Consider the following 20,914-nt stretch of genomic DNA (forward strand, 5'->3'; position numbering starts at 1 on the left):
CCCCAGCCACAAAACTGCCCCTGTCCGCAAGGGGCAGGGGCAGTTTATGTGCGATCTTGGGAGCCTCAGGGCAGCTGGTCGCCCGGCTGCCAGATGTTCCACTGCGCCAGGTGGGTGCCGGTGGCCGGGTTCAGCATGACCACGTTGGTCACCAGCCCGCGATAGACGTCCCAGTAGACGACGCCGTCGACGGTCGAGCCCGCCGGCGAGTTCAGCAGCTTGGTTTCCAACGCGTTGGGGTCGTCGGTGTGCTTGGACACGTACGCGTCGGCGTACGGGGTGACGCCGCTGAAGGTGACACCGGAGGCCATCCAGTAGGGGTTGGGTGTCGAGATGACGTGCACGGTGACGTCGGCCTTCCAGGGGCCGCCCTGATTGCGCCAGCGCGGCGAGCCGTTCCAGGTCCAGCCCGGCGGTTCGTCCGACGGCAATACGTTGTGGACGGTGACATCCGCAACGAGACCCTTGAAGTCGACGTGGAGGGTCTGACCCAGGTTGCCGATGCTCGTTTCGGCTGCCGCCGACGGCGCCAGCGTGGCGGCCAGCAGGGTCAACGCACCGAGCAAACCCGCCAACCAGCGGTAGGTCCTGTTGCCGTTCACGCCCGTGCTCATCGCGTCCTCTCAGTTATGACTGCCTCGCATGATGGCATACCGCCATCACGGCCTCGCCCGAATGGACCAGATCTGGCCACTTCAGCGTGGTCGGTGGATCGTTTCGTCCCTGTCAGTGGACACTCACGCCTGCCCGGGCTGGCCCCCGGGCGACTGCTGGGCGGCGACGAAGTCGCTGAGCATCTTTTCCAGCTCGGTTTCGAGGCGGCCCTTGTCGACCCCGAGGTGGTGCAAGGGTCCGTCGGTGTCCTCGGATTCGAGCAGTGCCAGCAGGATGTGCTCGGTCCCGATGTAGTTGTGCCCCAGCCGAAGTGCCTCGCGGAAGGTCAGCTCCAGCACCTTCTTGGCGGCGCTGTCGAATGGGATCAGGGCCTTGGGTTCGGCGGCGCCGACGGGGACGGCGGCGGCCGTGCGAATCTGGTCGGCGGTGACACCCTGGTTGCTCAGCAGGACCATCGCCAGTGAGCCCGGATCGGTGAGCAGTCCGAGCAACAGATGGTCGGGGGTGATCTCGGCGCTGCGCGACGTGTGTGCGGCTTGCTGGGCTTCGACGACGGCGGTCCGGGCGCGCGGGGTGAAGCGGCTGAATCCGTCCTTCGGATCCATGGTGTCGAACCGGGGTTCCTTGGGGACGAAGCGTTTCTGGGCGGCCTGTTTGGTGACGCCCATGCTGCTGCCGATGTCGGTCCAGGACGCGCCCGAGCGGCGGGCCTGGTCGACGAAGTGGCCGATGAGATGGTCGGCGATGTCACCGAGGTGTTCGGCGGCGAGCATCGCGTCGGTGAGTTGGTCGAGCGGTTCGGTGTGCACCTTCTTGATCGTCTCGATCAGGTCGTCGAGGCGGATGGTGCCGGCGATCGGGTTGGGGGTCGACGTATGTGCGGATTCGGACATACGTCAACCTTAGGTTGACGACAGGAGATCGTCAACCGCAAGTTGACGAAATTTATGAGTGGCGGAGGGTATCCCAGTCGTGCTCGGTTTCCAGCTGCTCGATCGCCTTGGCCGTGCGCTCCTTCAGCACCAGGGTGACGGTCAAGGCGAGCAGGGCGCCGACCAGCAAGGCAACCCAGGAGAACCGGGCCAGCCACTTCTCGGCGGCCACGCCCAGGTAATAGACGACGGCAGTGGTGCCACAGGCCCACACCACGCCGCCGGCCGCGTTCGCCGCCAGGAAGTGGGGGTATCGCATCTTGAGAGCACCGGCCAGGGGGCCCGCGAAGATGCGCAGCAGTGCGACGAAGCGGCCGAAGAAGACGGCCCAGACGCCCCAGCGGCTGAAGAGCCGGCGCGCAAGCGCGACGTGGCCCGGCCCGAAGTGTTTGGGAAACCTGCGGCCGAGGCGTTCGAACAGCGACATGCCGAAGCGTCGGCCGATGCTGTATCCGATCGAGTCGCCGATGATGGCGCCGGCGGCGGCCGAGAGCCCGACGGCGGCCGGGTCGATGTCGAGGGTGTGTCGCGTCGCCAGGACCGCAGCCGTGACCAGAATGATCTCGCCCGGCAGCGGGATGCCCAGGCTTTCCAGCCCGATCACGAGCCCCACCACGAGATACACCGCCAGTGGCGGGATCGATTGCAGCAGCGTGTCGACGTCCATGCCGCTAAGGATGCACTACTACTGCGCGGGCGGCGCCGGTGCCGGTGCGGGTGCCGGCGCGGGACCACCACCGCCGCCGAGGGTGCCGAGAATCGCGATCGCGGCGCGCGCCTGCGGGGAGATGTTCGGTCCCGGTCCGGGGGAGTCCGGCGCGGCGTCGGTGACGTGCCAGGGCTGGCAGCCGCTGGTCTTGAATGCCTTGTCCGTCACGTCGATGAGGACGACCTGCGGCTTGGCGCTCATGGCGCTGTCGATGACGTTGTCCTTGGCGTGCGGATCCACGTTGTTCATGCGGCGCCAGTAGCAGCGGTGATCGCCGACCGGGCCGGCCGTGGCGTACGTGCCGGGCGCGATGTCCTTGCCGACGATGAACAGGCCGTCGCCGTCGATGCTGGTCTTCGGGCCGGCCGGGTTGGGGGCGGCGGGACCCGGGGGAGCCGGCGTGGGGTCGGCCATGGCGATGGCCGTCGAAGTGGCCCAGCTCACCACGGCCAGTGCCGCGGCGGCGGCGATCGACGTCTTTGAGCTCATGACGACAAAGTTTAGCTCTTCTAGCAATGTGCGTGGGGTGCGCAGTGGTGCAGAAAACACCGCAGCGCGTGGGCCGTTGTGGCCCACGCCCTGACGATGACGGTTCGCGCGATCAGTGCTGCGGTGCGAAGACGCCGCCCACCAGGCCGACGAGCTGCTGGGTGGCGAAGGTGCCCAGCTGGCCCGCGCCCTGCTCGTAGTAGCTACCAGCGGTGCCGGTGGCCTGGTTGTAGTAGGTACCGGCCTTGCCGAGGGCCTGCTCGTTGTCAGTGCCGAACTGGCCAACGGCGTGGTTGAGCTGGGTGCCGAACTGGCCGATCGCCTGGATCGGGTTCGGCGGCGGCGGGGTCGGGGCGGCCGAGGCGGCGCCGGCACCGGCGAGCGCGACGATGGCGGCGCCTCCGGCCAGTGCGATCGATCCTGCGATGCGAGTGGTGATGTTAGCCATGACTGGTGTCCCTCCTGGAGCGAAACTCGCTTACAGCAAATATTTCTAGTCCACATTCCAGCGCTTCGCAAGCATCTGAGCGAACTTTTTGGTCATCTTGATTTTGAAGATTGATATTTGCTGGTCAAATCAAGGGTGAGCGCTGCTGAGTGGCCGACTGGGACGCATGTGACGTCGCGGTGATCAAGGTCCCCGATCGGGCAACGCCGCGCTGGCAAGGCATTTGAACTGCAGCGATGACTGTCTCGTGACACCTCTGAGTAGGCGACTGACCCGTGCGGGTCACCGCGACGGAGGTCGCGGCGGTTGAGTTAGCTGGATATCGGGTCGATATCGCCGAACAGCTATTGAATGAGACGGCTCGGTCTACTTCATCGATGCGCAGCAGTAAATCGTTACTCGTTGCGTGGCGGGGGTCCTAGCGTGTTCACTGTCGCGGCGCCTCGTGGCCTGCGAGTGGAGTTGGGATGCCCTGGTCGCCACAGCTGAAACGAGTACCCTATGACTGAATGGCCAAAGGAGTCATAGATATGGCCGTCGCTTTCACGTCCGATGAAAAGGACGACATCGCGCGCATCCTGGTGGATACGGCCGAGCAGCTGTTCGCCTCCCAGGGCCTGAAGAAGACGTCGCTGGACGAGCTCGTCCAGCCGGCGGGGATTGCCAAAGGCAGCTTCTACGCCTTCTTCGATTCGAAGGAATCGCTCTATCTGGAAGCGATGCTGCGGCGTGCGCCCTTGGTCGGTGCAGGGCTCGCCGGGGCCCTGGGCCGGCCCGTCGGTGAGGAGAACCTGGTCGCCCTCATGCGCGCCATCACCGACGTGCTCGTCGACGATCCGTTCTATCGGAGGCTCCTGATGCGTGCCGATGAGCTGACGGCGGTCACCCGACGTGTCGGGCCCGAGCAACTCGCCCGGGTCATGCGGCGGATCGTCAGCCCGGTGCTCGACTACCTCGCGGCCGGCCAGCGGGCCGGCGTCCTGGTCGACGACATCGCGCCGGAGGCCCTGCTGGGGGTCATGCGGTCGGTCGGTCTGCTCGTGATGAACAAGGACCGGTTCGGCACCGACTATGACGCCGTGCTCGAGGCGACCATCCGGACTCTGGCAAGGGGGATGCTCAGATGAAACATCTGGACAGGTACGCCCGCGCGGCCGGCATGAGCGACGAGGCCTGGCGCCGCCACGCCAACCCATGGAGCGTGTGGACACGATTCGCGGCCATCCCGCTGATGATGCTCGCGATCTGGAGCCGCGTCTGGATCGGGTGGTGGGCGTTGGTGCCCGTCGGCGTCGTCATCCTCTGGCTGTGGTGGAATCCGCACGCGTTCGCGCCCGTCGACGAACCGGTTGCCTGGTCGTCTCGCGGCATCTATGGCGAACGGCTGTGGCTGCAGGATCGCTCGAGCATGCCGGCGGGTTTCGCTGTGGTGCAACGAGTTTGGATCGTCGGCGCGGTGGCCGGCGTAGCCCTGCTGACGTGGGGCCTTGCCGCGCTGCTCATCTGGCCGGCGGTCTTTGGCGCCGTACTCGTCGTTTATGGGCAGCTGTGGCGCATCGACCGGCTGGGCGTCTTCTACGACGAGGTGACCGCCGGTCGGTGACCGGACTCATTTCGCGCTTTAGCCGCGCGCGGGGGAGCGCCGCGCGAGAATAGGTCGATGCGCGAGTTCAGCGAAGAGCGAGCGATCGGCGAAGTCGTGGCACGCTTGACGGCTCGATACCCGTCGCTCGATCCCGCGCAGATCGCCACCGCAGTCCGGCAAACGCACGACGGTTTCGCCTCGAGTAGCGTGCGGGATTTCGTGCCCCTCCTGGTAGAGCGACACGTCCGTGCGGAACTCGATGAAGGCGCGCGGGCTGCCGCGGTCTGAGTCGTATTCCGACGGCCTCAGATTTAGCCTTCGCAGGCGATCCCGTCGCCGTCGCGGTCTTGGGACGCCTTGTAGTCGGGATCGCCCTGCGGGATGTTGTACCGACCATCGGCGTGGGCTGCCGAACAGTTCTTGTATCCCGATGCTTGCGCGGCGGGGGCGATGACCACCCCGGCAGACGCGATCAGGGCAGCAACGATCAAAGCGCGCAACATTTTCGACCTCGGAGAGTTAGCTCGGACGGCAATATGCCGATATTGCGAGCTGGACGCTACCTGGGCTTGTGCTGGTCTGTAAGCGGAATGGGGAAATTCCTGCAGATTGGCTGTGAAGGCACGTGCGGTTGCTGGTTGCCGCGAAACAAGAAAACGCCCGGTTCGAAAACCGGACCTGTCCTGAAGATCGTGGTGCGCGATACTGGGATTGAACCAGTTCAGTCGGTTTGCTAGCGTGGGCGGGTTGATCAGCGCAGATGTGCGTGTTACCTGCTCTGACCTCGATTAGTGTAGCGGAAGACTCCGGCAATCTGCGGAACGTTTGTATGCTGTGTCAGGTCATAATCAGGTCACGACCTGACGGCGACAGTACAGCACGGAGGGGCACAAAATGACGCGCGGCGCCGGCAGAAAAGACCGAGCGACAGGAACATTCGGTTCCGTGGACAAGCTCGCGACCGGGTACCGGGCGCGCTACTACGGACCTGACGGACGTCGCCACAAAGCGCCAACCCTGTTCTTGACCACGAAAGACGCCCGCGCGTGGCTGGCGCTGCAGCAGGCCGAAATCGTGAAGCAGCAGTGGCAACCGCCCGAGGCACGCACCACACCGACCCCGCGTCTGACCTTCAGGACATACGCCGATGATTGGATGCGCCACCGCGACCTGAAACAGCGATCGCGCGAGCATTACACGAAAATGCTTGAGCACCACCTGCTGCCGGCGTTCGGGGCGCTACCCATCGCATCCATCACTGCCGACGATGTTCGTGCCTGGCATACCAAGATGGGCGACGACACGCCCACGCTCCGTGCTCACGCCTATGGCTTGATGCGCACCATCATGGGCACTGCGGTGAGCGACGGGAAAGCCACGACGAATCCGTGTGTGATTCGCGGTGCCGGCGCGTCGACGCGCGTGCACAAGATCAGGCCGGCATCACTCGACGAAATCGCGACGATCACCGCCGCGATGCCCGACCGGCTGCAGCTAATGGTGCTGCTGGCCAGCTGGTGCGCGCTGAGGTTCGGCGAGCTGACCGAGCTGCGCCGCCGCGACATTGTGTTCGCGTTTGAACCCGCCGAGGTCGAGGGCGACGATCCGGTGCGCTACGCCACTGTTCGGGTAGAACGTGCGGTCGTTCGTGTCGACGACGGGTTCGAGGTCACCACGCCGAAGTCTGATGCAGGCATCCGCGACGTTGCGGTGCCGCCGCATCTACTGCCAGCGATCGACGATCATCTCACTCGGTTTGTCGGCGGCGACCGTGATGCGCTGCTATTCCCGGCGCAAAAGGGTGGGCATCTCGCCCCGGCATCGCTCTATCGGCAGTATTACCGGGCTCGCAGCGAGGCCGGGCGCGACGACCTGCGGTGGCATGACCTACGCCACAGCGGCGCGGTGCTGGCGGCGGCGACCGGCGCCACATTGGCCGAGCTGATGGTCCGCTTAGGTCATTCGACGCCGGGTGCGGCGATGCGCTACCAACATGCGGCCCGGGGTCGAGATAGGCAGATTGCGGCATTGCTGTCCGATTTGGTGATGCCACCGAAACCCGTTGGCAAGTAAGGAAATTAGACGAAGTGTCGCGCGTTTTGCGGCGGGTTGGCTCAGTTTGCGGCCGGTTGTTCAAAACTGCGCGGTGGCGGGTGTAGCATTCTGCCGCTGGCTCTAAGCGCCGGTACAAAATTGAATACAGGGAGTGTCTGACCATGCCACGTGCCGAAGCGTTGACTCGCGCGAAGTTCATCACCCAGAAGCAGGCCGGCGAGATACTGGGCGTGGGCGTCCGCACAATCCGAACGATGATCAGTGACGGTCGATTGACCGGCTATCGAATCGGGAACACTCGCACCGTTCGCCTGCGGCTCGACGAGGTCGAAAACGCGATGCAGCCCATTCCCGCCGCTCACGTCTGACGGCCACCGCATGACAGACACCGAAACGCGCATCATCACATTCGAGGACTGCGAGGCTGCTGCCCAACTGCGCGGAATCTCGCGCCGCAGACCGGGCCTGCGTTCCGAGTTGCGTCCGAGGAATCGGGCGCAGCCTGGTGTTTGCTGGAGGACTTGGCAGGGTCGGCAGGGTCGCTTTCTGCATATGAGTCCCACTTCGCAGGGCGCGAACCGTCCGAATGCCGATGTGAGCAGGCAAAACGCACACAACATAAGCGATAGGGTCCGTCAACTCGGAAAAAGCGTCCCTGCCGACCCTGTCAGCAACATACACGCAGGTAAGTACATGTTTTGCGCAAAACAAAAGCGACCCTATATCAACGAGAACCGTCCCTTTGTGCGAGTAAAACTGACCCTGCAATACGACCCTTGGCGAAAACCGCTCAGGGACGCTTTCGCGCGGGGGCAGGGTCGCTTTCAAACTTTGCTGCGGGCAACAAGAATGCCCCGCCAATACGATCGTTGGCAGACGGCTGCAAGGCGCTGGGGCGATGAAGGGCACCGCGGTGGCTGAACGCAACGAAACCCGCGACGCCCTGGCCTTATCAGTGAACTGCGGAATTTGCGGAGCCACGCGGATGCACGACTGCGCAATGAGCAGTAAGCGGTTTCATACGGCCCGAATCAGCGCCGGCATCCGCCGGGCAACGCGTGATGACCACGAGCAGCACGAACGTGCAGCGGCCGCATACGCAAAGGTGCGTGCGGACATCAGGGCACGTCGTTCGCCAGACCAACGCCAGATCACAACTGCGATGGCGTGCGCCTGCCTCGAATGTCTCGACGGGGTAGTCGAGCAGGCGCGAGTACTGCTGCCCTGGCTGTAAAACGCTGTACACCAACACAATTGAATATATGGAAGGCAGGTAATCGTCCCATGGGCGATGAGACAGAGATGCGGGTCGACACAGTCGACATTGCCGGTGATCCGACCACCGTCGTGCACGTCAACACCACCGACGCATTCGGCGTCAGCGTCCAATTCGAGCTGACACTCGACGACGCAGCCGAACTGGGGCGGCTGCTGCAGGCGGTGGCCAAATGAGTCTGCGACACACTCGCCACCAACCTCGGCCAGGCGCACAGTACGTTGCTCGCGCTGAGCGGGTCTCGTACGCCGGGGCCGGGCGCCTTGTTCACGTCATGTGCCCGTTCTGCTGGACCGAACATGTCCACCAATGGCATTCAGGGGCACCATCATCAGACGTTGTGGCCCATTGCAACCGCATCGGCGAATTGCGCACCTACGCAATCGACCCGGCATCTGCTAAGGCAGCCGACCGGGCAGCGGGTTCGGGGGTGCGGCGATGAGCACAAACAACCCCGTTCGCATATCTGTCATCGACTCCGCCGGCATCCGGCACAACCTCGACCTGAGTGGCGGTGACGCGGCAAGTGTTGTGGCGCAGCTCGTTTCGCAAGGCGTGGTGGCGCCCGGCGTGGTCGTTCGGCGGGTCGTCGACCGCGACGGCGGTCGGTGGGTCATCGTCGGGCCTTGCCCCTTTTGCGGTCGTGACCACCGGCACGTTTGGCCGCGCGGCCAGTCCCAGCCGGGGGAGCGGCAAGCGCCCTGCGGACGTGACAGGTGGTATCTGCTGCTCGCCTCACTGGGACAGCTCGCGGGTATGGAGACACGCCAATGAGCGCCGTCGAGCTTTGGCGCCCGGTCGACGGATTCGCTGGCTACTACGAAGTATCCAGTCGTGGCCGTGTACGTGGCGTCGCCCGCGTGGTCGTGAACGCCCGAGGACAGCGCCGACGCGTCCCGGGCCGACTACTCAAAGTCAACGACGGCCACGTGACCCTCTATCGGCCGGGGCGTGAACGCACGACGTTCTACGTGAGTCCTAACGCCCGAAAGGAGACCAGCCAGCATGTCTGAGCGCCGCGACCCGCTGCGGGCAGCATTCGACGACTACCAGCGCCCGCCGCGCGACACCGTGCCACGGCCTGCTGCAGTGATCGACGACCTAGTCGCCTTGGCGAACAGCGCAACCCAGGTCGACGTGACGTACTACGAACTCACGCCGACCGGCGTGCGACGACGGTCAGAGCGGGCCACCGTCACCCATCCACTCACCACCAGCGAGGAGAGCCCAACCCCATGACCGACACCAACGCGGGCCAGACCACGGCGCCGACGGAAGCGAGTTCAATCGACGACGTCGAAAAGGCCGATTCCGTCGAGGTACCGGCTGACGTCGACCCCACCGACACGTTTCCGCGCAGCGCGGTCGAGAAGCTGCGCCGCGAGTCGGCCGGATACCGCGACCGCGCTAACAATGCGGAGGACCGACTCACGGCCCTGCAACGCCAACTCGTCGAGCAACAAGTCATCGCTGCCGGGATGCGCCCGGCCGCTGTGTTCGCGGTGGCCCAACTCGGCGACCTGCTAGCCGATGACGGCACCATCGACACCGGCAAGTTGACAGCGGCGATGTCGACCGCGAAAGAAACGTTCGGCATCAAAGAAGCACCGCGCCGCAACATTTTTGGCGGTGAACTCGTGTCGGGCACGACGGGCCGCCAAACATCACTGTCGGGGCCGTCGTTCGCATCGGCGTTCGGACCGCGAAACAAAGACTGAACCGTTAGTCATACCCCCAGGGGTATGTTACTATGGTGCTGTTGCCGCCCGGCGCGGACAACAGTTTCAGATCGCAGGCCCGGCGCCGCAATCAATCACCATTGCTGATTTGTGCGCGCGAGTAGTGCCTTGTCCGCGCCAAAACTATTGGGAGACAACAGAATAATGACCACTATCACTACTCCGTCGAGTGCGGGTGCATGGCGTCCCGACGTCTACACGTTCGCCCCGGCCGACGCTGTCCCTGACGCTGCGATCCTGCAGGCCACCACCGTATCCGGCAGCGTCGAGGGTGACGCCCCGTCGGTGCGCGTGGCGTACGTCAAGGATGACACCGCGCAGTTCACCGCCGAGGCCGCCGAAATCCCCGAGGCCGATCCGCAGCTCGCCGAGGTGATCGTCCACACCGCCAAGATCACGCAGCTCGTCCGCGTCTCCAATGAGCAGTGGACGCAGGACCAGACCGCCGGCCAGCTCTCGCAGTCCGTGGCTCGGGCCGTGACCCGCCGCGCTGATCTGGCACTGTTCAACGAGACGGCCCCGGTATCGCCCGCGGTGGCCCCCGTCGCCGGCCTGGCCCACACCGCCGGCCTCGTCGATGGCGGCGCCGTCGCCGACAACCTCGACGCGCTGGTCGACCTGGTCGCCGAGCTGCAAGAGAACCTGGCCACCCCGTCGCTGATTGCGGTGTCGCCCAAGACCTGGGCACGCCTGCGCAAGCTCAAGGTTGGCGGCGTCGAAGTCAACGAATCCCTGCTCGGTGCCGGCACTACCGACGCTGTGCCGATGCTGCTGTCGCTGCCCGTGCTGGTCAACATCGCTGTGCCTACCGGCGTGGGGTTCGTCGTCGATCAGACCGCGATCGTGTCCGCTGTCGGTGATGTACGCATCGCGAACTCTGAGCACGAGTACTTCTCAAGCGACAGCGTGAGCCTGCGTGCCACATGGCGCATTGGGCATGCAGTCGTGCGACCTGAGCGCATCGGCAAGTTCACGATCGCCTGACAGACCCGGCACCGTCGCGGCGTCAGCCGAGACTCCACAGGAGCGCGAAAGCGGCAAAGGACTGCCATCGCAGATACCTGCGCCGCGACGGTGTCGTCACAACCTGCAGTGGCCTCGCTGCGCCCGCCTGCCTGCCCGGAGCTGCGCGAGGCCACTGCGTCGCCCCAAGACTGCCGCACCCGTCGCTGAGGCCCTGGGGCGGTACCCCGCCGGGCGTCGCAGTGGCGCCTCGTGGCATAGGCGGGTTTCTCTCCCCAGCATTTTGACGAATTGGCCCTTGAAGGGGGTTGTTGTGGCTACACCGCGTGGTTTGAGGACCGCCGGGCGCCGTCTGTGGGCCGGTGTGACAAGCAATTTCGAGCTGGATGCCTCGGCCGCCGCGGTGCTTGAGCAAGCTTGCTACACGGTCGACGAACTGGCCGATTTGCGGGCCAAACTCGCTCAAACTGAGCCGGTTATCGAGTCAAGCCAGGGCCTGCGGATGCATCCGCTGTTCGCTGAGGTGCGCGCTCGCCGGCTGCTGCTCGCGAAGTTGATTCGCGACGTCGGATTGCCCAAGGACTGGGCCGACGACGAGGACACCGATGAAGGCGGCAACGGTGCCAGTTAGGCCGAAGAACCGACCATGCAAGCAACACTCGGTGGACATCAGAGTGCCCAATGCCCTCGCTGTGTTCGACGCTGACGGCGAGCTGGTCGGGTGGGACGAATCCGCCGCGCATGCCTACCTCGCTGATCGAGGGCAGCGGCCGAGCGAATGTGACGACGACTGTGTGGCCCGCAGCCATATCGACCTGTGGTGATGCTGGGCTACGACGCCGATTCTTCTGGCGGCGCAACGCTATACATGAAAAAGGCCCTCTGGTCGAAACCGGCGCATCTGTGATATTTGCCGCTGGAAGTCATGTAAATCTCGGCCGCTACCGATGCTCGTACGTTGTCCTCGTTGACTTCCCAGGTCAAAATGACCTCGTCGCCGTTCGCGGCGACTGCTTCGTCGGTATGGGCGTGACCGCACGTCAAGCGCCAAGTTAGGTCGCGGCCCTGCGGGTCGGTCCCGCGGCATCTAAATCGCACGATCTGTCCTGGTCGCAGCACCTGACTTGTTTGCACGTGTCCCATGAGTTCGCCGTCGCCCATCTGAGTGCCGCTAACGATCTGGTGACCGAACTCGTCAAGGATCGAATCAATACGCGGGTAGTAGTCGCCGTACTGGTCTTTTGTGCTCATGTAGATGGTCACCTGATTTCGGATTTGTCCAGCAATTCCAGACATGAGTTCCTGCTCGAAGTCCAGAAGCGTCCGACCGTGTGCAACCCGGTCGCGAACGTCTTCGAATCGTTTAAGGAGAGCGAATGTGACGGCTTTCTTGCCGAGCGCCGCAGCCAGTCGATCCCAGTGTTTGTCAGCGAACGCGAGCAGCTCGTAGAAGTGGCTGTAATCGAGTTCGAGGGCGGGTACCTGCGCAGCGCCCTTGCGGGTGTGCGCCTGATCGACGGCTGCGCGCTCGGACCATCCAGCGCGTTGTTCGGGTGTACTCACCTTGTCCAGCCACCCAGGACCCCATGCCTCGCGGAACGCGTGTCGCATGAGTTCACGCAGCGCGTTCTCACAGACATTGAGGGCAACAGATGGGTCGAGTGCCATGAACGGAGAGGCTACCGTTGACGTGGCCGCGTTCGCGGGCGCGGGCAGTGGCGAGCCTCTGCCGACGTACTCGCAAGAGGAGTGGTGGCAGCAGGATGCCGAATCGGCGGCGTCCGTTCGATCTGCTCCCGCGATCAAAGCGGATGGGCTACGGCGCGAGGCTGAGACTGGTTGCTTAGCAGACAGCTTCGGTCGCTACTTGCCGCAGCAAACGCAGGGGTCGTTGAGCGGTCCTAGGCTTATCTTGCCGTATTTGGTGCTGAATGCGCGCTGCTCGGTTGCATCGCCACGGATGTACGAATTGAGTGCTTGCACAAATTCGCTTCTCTGGTTTGTTGAGAGGCTCAAATAGCCCCTGAGCACATTAGCCACCTGCCGATCAACGGAGCCGCCACCCGGGGTAGTCACCGCATACTCCGCACTCGGTGGGAGTCATGTTCGAGGGTATTTTCTTGCACTTGCGACACTCCTTTTGATATTGAACGAGCACTGCGCGCATGCCCATGCGCTTCTCGGTATCAGTAACTTCCTGCAGGTAGTCCGATTGTCGTTGAGCTTTGTCGGTTGCGTTGAGAACCTCCAATTGTTGTCTAAATTCCTTGGCTGTCAACGAAGATGATCGGCCGAGTGATTCGAATTGTTGTGAAAGTAGGCGATTCGAGACGATCGCGCGTGCCGCGCTGTCGTAGTTGCTGACCCATTGGCCGACGAGGGACCACAAGGATGCGACTAGTTGGAATATTCCGAGGACGGTGGCTACTGGAATCAGGACGGTTAGGACACTGCTTTTCGCGCCGTAGCCAAGCGCGATGCCGCCGATAACCAGGGGGAGAGCAAGTCCCGCGAACGCCAACAAATTCAGTTGCCGGCGAAACCAGCGAGCGCGAACCTCGAAAATGTAGGCGGTGCCCATTGCTTCCTGCGCGCTTTTGAACGCCTGTGATTTGAGGTTGGCGAGTTCAGTGTCCGGCTCGGTGACCACGCCAGCCATCTTCGCGCATTGTCGCGACCGAGGGATGTCTTTTGGGCGGGCGGACCGGGGGCGTGGTAGCGGGCCGCGTGATGCAGTCCGCGTCTTTGCGACGTCGGGCCAGTTCCATATTTCAGGACCACACCACTCAATTCGAGTGACAGCAGTGGCGTGACTGTCGTAGTCTGGCCGGCTATTTTCTCGACGGTTCGGAAGGCTAAGGGGGCCAACATGACTGACATGACTGACATGACTGACATGACTGACATGACTGACTGGTGCGTGACGCTGACGTACGAGGGCGTCGAGCGATCGCCCGAGACGTCGATCGCGCTCGAATCGCAGTTCACTGCGCTCGACGCGATGGTGTCCTTCGGCGCCCGTGCTGAGTGCGCTGTGACTGGGCATGTGACGACGGTGACCGCTGTGGACGCGCTGCTCGCTGCTCTGGCGGTGGCGGGGCCGGTGATTGGGCGCGATCCGGTGGCGGTCGAGCTGGTTACGGATGCTGAGCAGGCTCGTCGGGCTGAGTCGGGCGTGCCCTCTTAGCTCGGCCGTGCTCGGCACGCAGGATCACTGCAGCCCGCTCGATCTGCTCCTGTGAAAACCCAGGGAACTTCGCGGCGGCCAGCTCGGCGGCGGCCTCAATCTGTGCGCGTAGCTCGGGTGACAGCGTCATGCCTTGGACCGTAGCGGGTCGCGCGTGGAAACCCTACGGGTTGCCTTTGCTTGATCCCCTCCCCGAAGCTCCCACGAACCATCGCCCGATATCGCGTCTCGGCCACGACAAGTAGCCCCGCCGAGACGTCGGCGTGGCTATTCGTGGCGCGCTCGTGCGGTGATCAGGCGGCTACGGGCGCGGCCCTCGGCGCAGGCGGGGGACTGGGCTACTGCGCGCAGGCTGGTTTACGTCGGGCTCTGCAGAAGACGACGGACGGCAACGAGCCCCCGCGAGACGTGCCCGCGGGGGCTTGTTTTGGTCAGTCGTTCAGGACGTAGGGGATGGGCGCCAGGTCGTCGAGCACCTGGCCGAGGTCGCGATAGAGCTGGCGAGCGGTATCGACGTCGACCCACAACTCTTCGCCGAGCTCGATCATGGTCGGGTCGGTGGAACCGTCGAGTGCCTGTGAGGTGCGTGCGACGACACGGCCGCGCCGTGACATGGTGCAGATGCGTGTTGATTCGTCACCGTAGACCAGCCAGTCTCCGACGCTGACGGCGCCGACCGGCGGTGCGAGGAAGTCGAGATGGGCGTGACCTGAGGGCATTGGCTAGCTCCTGTTGAGGTTGCTAGCGCGCCGACTGTCAGGTCATATTCAGGTCATTTCGCTCTGGTAGCTAGGCTATTTACTGCCATTGACCTGTGTAAAGCGTGGTGCGCGATACTGGGATTGAACCAGTGACCTCTTCCGTGTCAGGGAAGCGCTCTCCCGCTGAGCTAATCGCGCCGGGTTGAAAACTTGTGGAGGTGGAGACGGGAATCGAACCCGTGTGCACGGCTTTGCAGGCCGTTGCCTCACCACTCGGCCACTCCACCACTGGGGCTGATGCCATTCGCACCTTCGAGCGGATGACGGGATTCGAACCCGCGACCCTCACCTTGGCAAGGTGATGCGCTACCAACTGCGCTACATCCGCGTTTCGCTTCGGTTGAACTTTGTTCGTCCGTTGCGATGCAAGACATTAGTGCACGAATGCGAGCAGACACAAATCGCGTGAAAACCCCTGGTAAACGGGCTGGTTCGAGAAGCTGACCGAGTGATGGCGGGTGTTTCACGCGTTGCCTCCCGTGACTCCTGAGGCGGCGCGGCGGTCGGGTCGGGTGACTCGGACTCGGGCGGCGGGTTGCCGGCGGGGCGCGATTCCCGTTCGGGTCACGGGACGTGTTAGTGTCTGTCGTCGCACCGATCCGGTCGGTGAGATTCCCCGGTCTCGTAGCTCAGGGGGAGAGCGTCCGCCTCACACGCGGAAGGTCACTGGTTCGATCCCAGTCGGGACCACCACACAAACCCGCATGGTGAAATTCATTCCTCGTCGGGCATGGCGATTTCCCATTGCCCGAACAGCTGCAACCCCAGACCGGCCGCGAGCCTGACCGACGCGGCATTGTCCAGCTGACTACGGTATTGCGGCTCGAAACCCTGGGTGAGCGCGTAGCGAAACATCTCACGCGCCAACGTCTTTGCGTGCCCCTGGCTCCGTGCGGAACTGAGCGTCAGCATGCCGATATCAGCCAATGGGAACTCGTCGTCCCATGGGTGCATGCTGCCGATGCTGGCCAGGGCGCCGCGTTCGTCGAACGCGGCGAATACTGCCCAGTGATCGGGTTCGGGATAGGCGCCGTCCCAGTCTTCCTCGGGCACAACCGCTTTGAACGACGCGAAAATATCGGCGTCCGCGTCGGTGAGTTGACGAACGTTTGTTGGTCCGGTGTCGCCCAGGATGTCGTCTGCCGCGACTTCCGTGAGATAAAACACATTCTCGGCACCGTTCAGTGCGACGCCGTGGTTGGCGAACGCCGCCCGGATGTCGATCTCCGTTGGATTGCCGAGTGGGGCAATGTCTTTGGTCAACGCACCGGCTAAGTCGGGAGTGACGGCTATCGAGACGCGGTCATCGTGTGCGGTCCGCAGGACCGCGACGCGTGCGTTGTCGGCGAGGTTGGGATTGACCGTGACCGTCACATAGTCGTTGCGGTGCAGGGGTTCCCCGCTGAACGCCGCGGCCCAGTAGTCGGTGACGACCGGAGAGAAATCGGGCACGGAAACTCCCTGAATGGCGTGCGACGCGTGGTCCGGGCACGTCGCATCTTTCATTGGCTCCACTTGATCGGCAACGCATTTTCTCGCGGCGCTCTCCCGGCTGCTACCTTAATGAATATAGTTTTCATTATCGTTGATGGGTCGGAGGTAGTGCATGATGGCAATGCCGGTGTGGATGGCGTCTCCGCCAGAGGTGCATTCGGCATTGCTCAGCAGCGGTCCCGGCCCAGGAGCCCTGCTCGCGGCCGCAGCGCAATGGTCTTCGCTCGGCGCGACCTACACGGCGGTCGCCGAGGAGCTGCGCGCGGTGCTGGCCGGCACACACGCGGGGGCGTGGCAGGGGCCCAGTGCCGAGAGCTATGTAGCCGCGCACCTCCCATACCTGGCGTGGCTCACGCAGAGTGGTGTGGAAAGCAATGCGCGCGCAGTCCAGCACGAGACCATCGCCGGCGCATACAGCGCTGCGTTGACGATGATGCCGACCTTGGCCGAGTTGGCGGCGAATCACGCCACGCAGGCCGCGTTACTGGCCACAAACTTCTTTGGTATCAACACGATTCCCATCGCGGTAACCGAGGCCGACTACGTTCGCATGTGGGTGCAAGCCGCCACCGCGATGGCGACGTATGAAGCCACGTCCGACGTGGTGGTCGGATCCGCGCCGCACTCTGCTCCGGCGCCGTCGATCGTGGCGCACGACGACCACGACCACGATCACGACCACGATCACGACCACGACCACGATCACGACCACGATCACGACCACGATCACGACCATGGCCATGATCACGACCATGGCCATGATCACGACCACGGCCACGGTGATTTAGACCCGACCGATCTGGAGTGGTGGTTCGACGTGGGCGCCGAGATGGGCGAGCACCTCGAACTACTGTGGAACAACGTGCTGACCGATCCGGCCGCGCTGCTGACCAACCTGCCGATGGTGCTGGCAGACGTCACCTTCCATGCCTCTCAGCTGGCTTCGGTGCTCGGTCAGTTCGCACCGGCGCTGATTCAGCCGGCGTTGGCGCTGGCGATCGCCAACCTCGGCTGGGTGGCCGGGTTCGCGGGGCTCGCCGGCATCCACGTTTCTCCGGAAGCTATCGGCACGGAGCCGCCCGCGTCGCAGGAACCGTCGATGCCGGCTGTCGCAGCGGCCCCCGCAACCAGCCCGGTGTCGTCGGCGGCAGCCCCGGCATCGGCGTCTGCTCCGGCAAGCGCTCCTGCGCCGACGGCACCCGGCACCGCCGCATCGCCCGCGTCGACACCGCCGCCCATCGGCGACCCGGGCTTCCCGTACGCGGTTGGCGATGGTCCAGGCATGGGTACGAGTGCGTGGCTGCAGCGGCAGGCGCGCGTTGACGCTGGTGCGTCGGCACGGACTGCCGCGACCGCTCAGGCAGCCTCGGCCGCGCCGGCGGCTGCCCGACAGGCACGTCGGCGCCGCGACCGGAGCAAGCAAGAAGCCGGCGAATACATGGATCTTGACGTCACGCCGGAATGGGAGTCCGGCCCAGATTCGGACGACGCGTCATCGGCCCGAGCGTCGAACAGCGGCGCCGGCCCCATGGGTTTCACCGGAGCCGTATCCAGGACAGGTGCCACGCCGGTGGGACTGACGGCTTTGGCCGGTGACGAGTTCGGCGACGGGGCGCGTGCCCCGATGGTTCCGAGCACGTGGAGTCCCGGCGAGAACCGTTAGGCGGACTCGTTCTTCTCGAGCTTGTCGGCCGCAGCCAACGCGTTCAGCTGGTTCTGCAGCAGTTGCATCGAAGTGCGCGCGTAGATCATCTGACTGGTGATCGCCATCTGGGCCCGCCCACGGCCGAGGAAGGTGACGAACCAGGTGAACAGCGTCGTCACCCGGTTCTTGTAGCCGACCAGATAGACCAGGTGCAGCACCAACCACGACAGCCAGGCGAATACGCCGGCGAATTCCAGCTTCTTCGTTGTCAGCGGCACCGGCACCTGCGCCACCGCATCGAACCGCGACACGGTCGCCATGCTGCCCTTGTCCCAGTACTTGAAAGGCTCGCGGTTGGCGGGGTCATCGTGGCCCGCCAGGGACCGCTTGATGTTGTCGGCGGCGTACGTGGCCCCCTGGATTGCGCCCTGCGCCATACCCGGCACGCCCGGGACCGCCATCAGGTCGCCGATGACGAACACGTTCGGGTGTCCCTTGACGGTGAGGTCGGGCTCCACCATGACGCGGCCGGCGCGGTCGGTCTCGGTGCCGTCGGACTGCTCGGCGATGAGCTTGCCCAGCGGGCTCGCCTGCACCCCGGCAGACCAGACCTTGCACGCGCAGTCGATGCGGCGCTCGGTGCCGTCCTTGTCCTTGACGGTGATGCCCTTGTAGTCGACGTCGCTGACCATGGCGTTGAGCTGGATTTCGACGCCGAGCTTCTCCAGGCGTTTCTGGGCCTTGGCGCCGAGCTTGGGTCCCATGGGCGGTAGCACCGCGGGGGCGGCGTCCAGGAGGATCACGCGGCAGTCCTGCGGCTCGATGCTGCGGAACGCCCCCGCCAGGGTGCGTTCGGCGAGTTCGGCGATCTGCCCCGCCAGTTCGACGCCGGTGGGGCCGGCGCCGACGACGACGAACGTCAGCCGGCGTTCCCGTTCCACGGGGTCGGTGACCACCTCGGCGGCCTCGAACGCGCCCAGAATGCGGCCACGCAGCTCAAGGGCGTCGTCGATGGTCTTCATGCCCGGCGCGAACGTCGCGAAGTGGTCGTTGCCGAAGTACGACTGCTGAGCGCCGGCGGCCACGATCAGGCTGTCGAACGGCGTGACGGTCTCTTGCGACATGAGTTTGGAGGTGACGGTTTGCGCCCTCAGGTCGATGTGTTCGACCTCGCCGAGGCGGACCGTGACGTTCTTCTGCTTGCGCAGGACCAGTCGCGTCGTCGGGGCGATCTCGCCTTCGGACAGGATGCCGGTCGCGACTTGGTAGAGCAGCGGCTGGAACAGGTGCGTCGTGGTGCGCGAGATCAAGGTGATGTCGACGTCAGCACGCTTGAGGGCCTTGGCGGCTTGTAGGCCACCGAATCCCGATCCGATGACGACGACGCGGTGACGCTGGGACGCGATGGTCATGTTGCTCCTTCGGGCACACCGTGAGGACCGAACGACAGGGCAAACATACTGGGAGTTGTCCAACTATGGGCGGCAACCGAATGCGCGGCCGGTGCGGGGCGCTGTTTGCGTGGGTACGTTTGCGCACGAGCCGAGCGGGCATCGCAAGGGCAATGACCCACTGGCACTTCTGCAATTACGCGCCGCCACATCCGCTGCCGCCGGCACTGCCGCGGGCTGATCGGGGCGACTGTACCCCCGTCCGGCAGTTGTGGGCGTCCTATCGGCGCCATCGCACCCGCCTCGTGGCATGGGGCTGGTGGCGTCCAAACCATCTGCCGTCTCGGCGCCGTAGCGCCGGGTCAGTGGGCGGGCAGCTCGATTCCCATCTGCTGCAGGGCTTTTCGCATGGAGCTGTCGCCGCGATCCAGATAGCCGCTCAACTGATCGAGCGCAGCGTCCGCGGTACCCGGCGTCATCATCGTGCAGACCCGCGCGAACGAGCGGAAGTTGTCGATGCTGTCCTGCAACGATGAGTTCACGTTGTCGTCAGGGGTCGGCAGGTGCTTGCTGAGATCGTCCAGCGTGCCTTGCAGCGTCGTGCAATCGCGCGACATGGCGACGAAGTCGTGCGCGGTCATCGCCTCGCCGACGCTGCCGAGCGTACCGCCCAGGCTGGACACTGAATCAGTGATGGGGCGTTGCCATTTGAGCTCCGCAGGCGCAGCGGCCTGTCCCGAAACCGTCTGGGTGCAGGCACTGAGCAGCACACCTGCCACTGCCAGTGCCGCCGCTCGACGCATATGGCCAGCGTAGGCGACGTGGCGGTCGCATGAGAGTCTGGCTGCATGAGGCGCATAGTGATTCACGGTGCGTCGGCGCTGGTCGTCACGCTGGCTGCGGCGTGCAGCTCGCCGCCGGCAGAGTCCCCGGGCCAGGCGTTGAAGGTGTGCAGCGCCGGCGATTACCGGCCGTTCACCTACCGTGATGCCGACGGTCAGTGGAGCGGCATGGACATCGATCTGGTCCGAGATTTCGCTCGGGATACCGGTGCCTATCTACAGCTGGTGCCGACCACCTGGCCGACCCTCATGGCCGACCTTGGGCAGAAATGCGACCTGGCGGTCGGCGGCATCACCGTCACCGCCGACCGCGCTGCCAAGGCGCTGTTCTCCGACCCGTATCTGCGCGACGGGAAGGCTGCCGCGGTGCGGTGTGCCGACGCCGCGAAGTACCGGACGCTGGCCGACATCGACCGCGGGGGAGTCCGGGTCGTGGTGAACCCCGGTGGCACCAACGAACAATTCGACCGGGCCAACCTGCGCCACGCGACCATCGTCGGGTATCCCGACAACAACACCATTTTCGATCAGGTCATCGAGGGCAAGGCCGATGTCATGGTCACCGACGGCAGCGAAATCCGCTGGCAGGTCACGCAACATCCGCAATTGTGTGGTGTGTCGACCGACCGGCCCTTCACCGACGCGCAGAAGGCCTACTTGATGCCCAAGGGCGCGACAGCGCTGCAGGGGCGAATCAACCAGTGGCTCAGCACCATTCAAGGCAATGGCGGCTACGCAGCCGTCAGCCGCAAGTGGCTGGGCGCCGACCTCGGACCGAAGTGA

28 protein-coding genes and 4 tRNA genes are annotated in these 20,914 nt (G+C 64.5%); 17 read left to right on the plus strand and 15 right to left on the minus strand.

What is annotated here, in order from left to right:
• Positions 1-65 precede the first annotated feature (65 nt).
• The 5 genes from AC3WTE_RS02585 to AC3WTE_RS02605 form a co-directional block, all read right to left on the minus strand.
• Entirely contained in the window at positions 66-614 is a 549-nt protein-coding gene (locus AC3WTE_RS02585) for a hypothetical protein (protein WP_492435369.1), read from the minus strand.
• Positions 615-737: 123 nt separating this feature from the next.
• Positions 738-1,508 (minus strand): Clp protease N-terminal domain-containing protein, encoded by a 771-nt coding sequence (locus AC3WTE_RS02590; protein WP_492435370.1) that lies wholly within the window; start codon positions 1,506-1,508, stop codon positions 738-740.
• Positions 1,509-1,560: 52 nt separating this feature from the next.
• The gene (locus AC3WTE_RS02595) at positions 1,561-2,214 is read right to left on the minus strand and encodes a DedA family protein (protein WP_459369795.1); all 654 of its coding nucleotides are present in this window, start codon (positions 2,212-2,214) and stop codon (positions 1,561-1,563) included.
• Between the two features lie 18 nt (positions 2,215-2,232).
• Positions 2,233-2,745, minus strand: coding sequence for an Rv1352/Rv1906c domain-containing protein (locus AC3WTE_RS02600; protein WP_492435373.1), 513 nt, complete (start codon positions 2,743-2,745; stop codon positions 2,233-2,235).
• Between the two features lie 112 nt (positions 2,746-2,857).
• Complete coding sequence (locus AC3WTE_RS02605; RefSeq protein WP_492435374.1) at positions 2,858-3,193, minus strand: hypothetical protein; 336 nt, start codon at positions 3,191-3,193, stop codon at positions 2,858-2,860.
• Between the two features lie 530 nt (positions 3,194-3,723).
• Between AC3WTE_RS02605 and AC3WTE_RS02610 the strand changes: the two genes are divergently transcribed.
• Genes AC3WTE_RS02610 through AC3WTE_RS02620 form a run of 3 tightly spaced genes read left to right on the plus strand, consistent with a single transcriptional unit; the run spans position 3,724 to position 5,066 of the window.
• The gene (locus tag AC3WTE_RS02610; protein ID WP_492435376.1) at positions 3,724-4,320 is read left to right on the plus strand and encodes a TetR/AcrR family transcriptional regulator; all 597 of its coding nucleotides are present in this window, start codon (positions 3,724-3,726) and stop codon (positions 4,318-4,320) included.
• Positions 4,317-4,796 carry a DUF6653 family protein gene (locus AC3WTE_RS02615; protein WP_492435377.1) on the plus strand — a complete coding sequence of 160 codons (480 nt, stop codon included), beginning with the start codon at positions 4,317-4,319 and terminating at the stop codon, positions 4,794-4,796. Before AC3WTE_RS02610 ends, AC3WTE_RS02615 begins: the two co-directional genes overlap by 4 nt.
• 57 nt (positions 4,797-4,853) lie before the next feature.
• Complete coding sequence (locus tag AC3WTE_RS02620; RefSeq protein ID WP_492435379.1) at positions 4,854-5,066, plus strand: three-helix bundle dimerization domain-containing protein; 213 nt, start codon at positions 4,854-4,856, stop codon at positions 5,064-5,066.
• 23 nt (positions 5,067-5,089) lie between these two features.
• Here the strand turns inward: AC3WTE_RS02620 and AC3WTE_RS02625 are convergent, their stop codons facing one another.
• Entirely contained in the window at positions 5,090-5,281 is a 192-nt protein-coding gene (locus AC3WTE_RS02625) for an excalibur calcium-binding domain-containing protein (protein WP_492435381.1), read from the minus strand.
• 391 nt (positions 5,282-5,672) lie between these two features.
• Here AC3WTE_RS02625 and AC3WTE_RS02630 point away from each other — a divergent pair, with 391 nt between their 5' ends.
• From AC3WTE_RS02630 to AC3WTE_RS02675, 10 genes are all read left to right on the plus strand, one after another.
• Entirely contained in the window at positions 5,673-6,851 is a 1,179-nt protein-coding gene (locus tag AC3WTE_RS02630) for a tyrosine-type recombinase/integrase (protein ID WP_492435383.1), read from the plus strand.
• Positions 6,852-6,994: 143 nt separating this feature from the next.
• Positions 6,995-7,201: an excisionase family DNA-binding protein gene (locus AC3WTE_RS02635; RefSeq protein ID WP_492435384.1), complete on the plus strand. Its 207-nt coding sequence runs from the start codon at positions 6,995-6,997 to the stop codon at positions 7,199-7,201.
• Between the two features lie 530 nt (positions 7,202-7,731).
• The gene (locus tag AC3WTE_RS02640) at positions 7,732-8,067 is read left to right on the plus strand and encodes a hypothetical protein (protein ID WP_492435386.1); all 336 of its coding nucleotides are present in this window, start codon (positions 7,732-7,734) and stop codon (positions 8,065-8,067) included.
• A 50-nt stretch (positions 8,068-8,117) separates the two neighbouring features.
• Complete coding sequence (locus AC3WTE_RS02645) at positions 8,118-8,285, plus strand: hypothetical protein (RefSeq protein WP_492435388.1); 168 nt, start codon at positions 8,118-8,120, stop codon at positions 8,283-8,285.
• A gap of 594 nt (positions 8,286-8,879) precedes the next feature.
• Positions 8,880-9,122, plus strand: coding sequence for an NUMOD4 domain-containing protein (locus AC3WTE_RS02650; protein WP_492435389.1), 243 nt, complete (start codon positions 8,880-8,882; stop codon positions 9,120-9,122).
• Positions 9,115-9,348, plus strand: a complete 234-nt coding sequence (locus AC3WTE_RS02655) for a hypothetical protein (RefSeq protein WP_492435391.1) — start codon at positions 9,115-9,117, stop codon at positions 9,346-9,348. The genes AC3WTE_RS02650 and AC3WTE_RS02655 overlap by 8 nt, the downstream gene beginning before the upstream one ends.
• Positions 9,345-9,827, plus strand: a complete 483-nt coding sequence (locus AC3WTE_RS02660; protein WP_492435392.1) for a hypothetical protein — start codon at positions 9,345-9,347, stop codon at positions 9,825-9,827. Before AC3WTE_RS02655 ends, AC3WTE_RS02660 begins: the two co-directional genes overlap by 4 nt.
• Before the next feature lie 165 nt (positions 9,828-9,992).
• On the plus strand, positions 9,993-10,832 hold the full coding sequence (locus tag AC3WTE_RS02665; protein ID WP_492435394.1) for a phage major capsid protein: 840 nt from the start codon (positions 9,993-9,995) through the stop codon (positions 10,830-10,832).
• 343 nt (positions 10,833-11,175) lie between these two features.
• Entirely contained in the window at positions 11,176-11,442 is a 267-nt protein-coding gene (locus tag AC3WTE_RS02670) for a hypothetical protein (RefSeq protein ID WP_492435396.1), read from the plus strand.
• A 31-nt stretch (positions 11,443-11,473) separates the two neighbouring features.
• The gene (locus tag AC3WTE_RS02675; protein ID WP_492435397.1) at positions 11,474-11,635 is read left to right on the plus strand and encodes a hypothetical protein; all 162 of its coding nucleotides are present in this window, start codon (positions 11,474-11,476) and stop codon (positions 11,633-11,635) included.
• 7 nt (positions 11,636-11,642) lie between these two features.
• On the opposite strand, the gene AC3WTE_RS02680 is transcribed toward AC3WTE_RS02675, so the two are convergent.
• Positions 11,643-12,479 (minus strand): hypothetical protein, encoded by an 837-nt coding sequence (locus tag AC3WTE_RS02680; protein ID WP_492435399.1) that lies wholly within the window; start codon positions 12,477-12,479, stop codon positions 11,643-11,645.
• A 379-nt stretch (positions 12,480-12,858) separates the two neighbouring features.
• On the minus strand, positions 12,859-13,470 hold the full coding sequence (locus AC3WTE_RS02685) for a mobilome CxxCx(11)CxxC protein (protein WP_492435401.1): 612 nt from the start codon (positions 13,468-13,470) through the stop codon (positions 12,859-12,861).
• A gap of 237 nt (positions 13,471-13,707) precedes the next feature.
• On the opposite strand from AC3WTE_RS02685, the gene AC3WTE_RS02690 reads away from it, so the two are divergent.
• Entirely contained in the window at positions 13,708-13,998 is a 291-nt protein-coding gene (locus AC3WTE_RS02690; RefSeq protein ID WP_492435403.1) for a hypothetical protein, read from the plus strand.
• Between the two features lie 431 nt (positions 13,999-14,429).
• Here the strand turns inward: AC3WTE_RS02690 and AC3WTE_RS02695 are convergent, their stop codons facing one another.
• The 4 genes from AC3WTE_RS02695 to AC3WTE_RS02710 all read right to left on the minus strand — a co-directional run bounded on the left by AC3WTE_RS02695 (position 14,430) and on the right by AC3WTE_RS02710 (position 15,087).
• Entirely contained in the window at positions 14,430-14,717 is a 288-nt protein-coding gene (locus tag AC3WTE_RS02695; protein WP_492435405.1) for a hypothetical protein, read from the minus strand.
• Between the two features lie 105 nt (positions 14,718-14,822).
• A tRNA-Val gene (locus AC3WTE_RS02700) sits at positions 14,823-14,897 on the minus strand.
• A 15-nt stretch (positions 14,898-14,912) separates the two neighbouring features.
• A tRNA-Cys gene (locus AC3WTE_RS02705) sits at positions 14,913-14,986 on the minus strand.
• 28 nt (positions 14,987-15,014) lie between these two features.
• A tRNA-Gly gene (locus AC3WTE_RS02710) sits at positions 15,015-15,087 on the minus strand.
• Between the two features lie 290 nt (positions 15,088-15,377).
• Between AC3WTE_RS02710 and AC3WTE_RS02715 the strand changes: the two genes are divergently transcribed.
• Positions 15,378-15,452 (plus strand) — tRNA-Val (locus tag AC3WTE_RS02715).
• Positions 15,453-15,473: 21 nt separating this feature from the next.
• Here the strand turns inward: AC3WTE_RS02715 and AC3WTE_RS02720 are convergent.
• A complete protein-coding gene (locus AC3WTE_RS02720; protein WP_492435407.1) occupies positions 15,474-16,211 on the minus strand; it encodes a GNAT family N-acetyltransferase in 738 nt (245 codons plus the stop codon).
• Positions 16,212-16,365: 154 nt separating this feature from the next.
• On the opposite strand from AC3WTE_RS02720, the gene AC3WTE_RS02725 reads away from it, so the two are divergent.
• Positions 16,366-17,916: a PPE family protein gene (locus AC3WTE_RS02725; protein ID WP_492435409.1), complete on the plus strand. Its 1,551-nt coding sequence runs from the start codon at positions 16,366-16,368 to the stop codon at positions 17,914-17,916.
• Here AC3WTE_RS02725 and AC3WTE_RS02730 read toward each other — a convergent pair.
• Positions 17,913-19,310: an NAD(P)/FAD-dependent oxidoreductase gene (locus AC3WTE_RS02730; protein WP_492435411.1), complete on the minus strand. Its 1,398-nt coding sequence runs from the start codon at positions 19,308-19,310 to the stop codon at positions 17,913-17,915. The genes AC3WTE_RS02725 and AC3WTE_RS02730 overlap by 4 nt on opposite strands.
• Before the next feature lie 341 nt (positions 19,311-19,651).
• Positions 19,652-20,068 (minus strand): hypothetical protein, encoded by a 417-nt coding sequence (locus AC3WTE_RS02735; RefSeq protein ID WP_492435413.1) that lies wholly within the window; start codon positions 20,066-20,068, stop codon positions 19,652-19,654.
• A gap of 69 nt (positions 20,069-20,137) precedes the next feature.
• Between AC3WTE_RS02735 and AC3WTE_RS02740 the strand changes: the two genes are divergently transcribed.
• Positions 20,138-20,914: a transporter substrate-binding domain-containing protein gene (locus AC3WTE_RS02740; protein WP_492435415.1), complete on the plus strand. Its 777-nt coding sequence runs from the start codon at positions 20,138-20,140 to the stop codon at positions 20,912-20,914.

It is taken from the genome of Mycobacterium sp. FW102-FHT13B02, from assembly GCF_058790275.1.

What these genes read in the sequence shown, in the direction of transcription:
- AC3WTE_RS02590 (WP_492435370.1), bottom strand. Translation starts at nt 1,508, where the DNA reads ATGTCCGAATCCGCACATACGTCGACCCCCAACCCGATCGCCGGCACC.
- AC3WTE_RS02605 (WP_492435374.1), bottom strand. Translation starts at nt 3,193, where the DNA reads ATGGCTAACATCACCACTCGCATCGCAGGATCGATCGCACTGGCCGGA.
- AC3WTE_RS02740 (WP_492435415.1), top strand. Translation starts at nt 20,138, where the DNA reads ATGAGGCGCATAGTGATTCACGGTGCGTCGGCGCTGGTCGTCACGCTG.
- AC3WTE_RS02620 (WP_492435379.1), top strand. Translation starts at nt 4,854, where the DNA reads ATGCGCGAGTTCAGCGAAGAGCGAGCGATCGGCGAAGTCGTGGCACGC.
- AC3WTE_RS02630 (WP_492435383.1), top strand. Translation starts at nt 5,673, where the DNA reads ATGACGCGCGGCGCCGGCAGAAAAGACCGAGCGACAGGAACATTCGGT.
- AC3WTE_RS02725 (WP_492435409.1), top strand. Translation starts at nt 16,366, where the DNA reads ATGATGGCAATGCCGGTGTGGATGGCGTCTCCGCCAGAGGTGCATTCG.
- AC3WTE_RS02600 (WP_492435373.1), bottom strand. Translation starts at nt 2,745, where the DNA reads ATGAGCTCAAAGACGTCGATCGCCGCCGCCGCGGCACTGGCCGTGGTG.
- AC3WTE_RS02645 (WP_492435388.1), top strand. Translation starts at nt 8,118, where the DNA reads ATGGGCGATGAGACAGAGATGCGGGTCGACACAGTCGACATTGCCGGT.
- AC3WTE_RS02625 (WP_492435381.1), bottom strand. Translation starts at nt 5,281, where the DNA reads ATGTTGCGCGCTTTGATCGTTGCTGCCCTGATCGCGTCTGCCGGGGTG.
- AC3WTE_RS02685 (WP_492435401.1), bottom strand. Translation starts at nt 13,470, where the DNA reads ATGGCTGGCGTGGTCACCGAGCCGGACACTGAACTCGCCAACCTCAAA.
- AC3WTE_RS02655 (WP_492435391.1), top strand. Translation starts at nt 9,115, where the DNA reads ATGTCTGAGCGCCGCGACCCGCTGCGGGCAGCATTCGACGACTACCAG.
- AC3WTE_RS02660 (WP_492435392.1), top strand. Translation starts at nt 9,345, where the DNA reads ATGACCGACACCAACGCGGGCCAGACCACGGCGCCGACGGAAGCGAGT.
- AC3WTE_RS02610 (WP_492435376.1), top strand. Translation starts at nt 3,724, where the DNA reads ATGGCCGTCGCTTTCACGTCCGATGAAAAGGACGACATCGCGCGCATC.
- AC3WTE_RS02665 (WP_492435394.1), top strand. Translation starts at nt 9,993, where the DNA reads ATGACCACTATCACTACTCCGTCGAGTGCGGGTGCATGGCGTCCCGAC.
- AC3WTE_RS02635 (WP_492435384.1), top strand. Translation starts at nt 6,995, where the DNA reads ATGCCACGTGCCGAAGCGTTGACTCGCGCGAAGTTCATCACCCAGAAG.
- AC3WTE_RS02585 (WP_492435369.1), bottom strand. Translation starts at nt 614, where the DNA reads ATGAGCACGGGCGTGAACGGCAACAGGACCTACCGCTGGTTGGCGGGT.
- AC3WTE_RS02640 (WP_492435386.1), top strand. Translation starts at nt 7,732, where the DNA reads ATGAAGGGCACCGCGGTGGCTGAACGCAACGAAACCCGCGACGCCCTG.
- AC3WTE_RS02650 (WP_492435389.1), top strand. Translation starts at nt 8,880, where the DNA reads ATGAGCGCCGTCGAGCTTTGGCGCCCGGTCGACGGATTCGCTGGCTAC.
- AC3WTE_RS02595 (WP_459369795.1), bottom strand. Translation starts at nt 2,214, where the DNA reads ATGGACGTCGACACGCTGCTGCAATCGATCCCGCCACTGGCGGTGTAT.
- AC3WTE_RS02680 (WP_492435399.1), bottom strand. Translation starts at nt 12,479, where the DNA reads ATGGCACTCGACCCATCTGTTGCCCTCAATGTCTGTGAGAACGCGCTG.
- AC3WTE_RS02730 (WP_492435411.1), bottom strand. Translation starts at nt 19,310, where the DNA reads ATGACCATCGCGTCCCAGCGTCACCGCGTCGTCGTCATCGGATCGGGA.
- AC3WTE_RS02695 (WP_492435405.1), bottom strand. Translation starts at nt 14,717, where the DNA reads ATGCCCTCAGGTCACGCCCATCTCGACTTCCTCGCACCGCCGGTCGGC.
- AC3WTE_RS02690 (WP_492435403.1), top strand. Translation starts at nt 13,708, where the DNA reads ATGACTGACATGACTGACTGGTGCGTGACGCTGACGTACGAGGGCGTC.
- AC3WTE_RS02615 (WP_492435377.1), top strand. Translation starts at nt 4,317, where the DNA reads ATGAAACATCTGGACAGGTACGCCCGCGCGGCCGGCATGAGCGACGAG.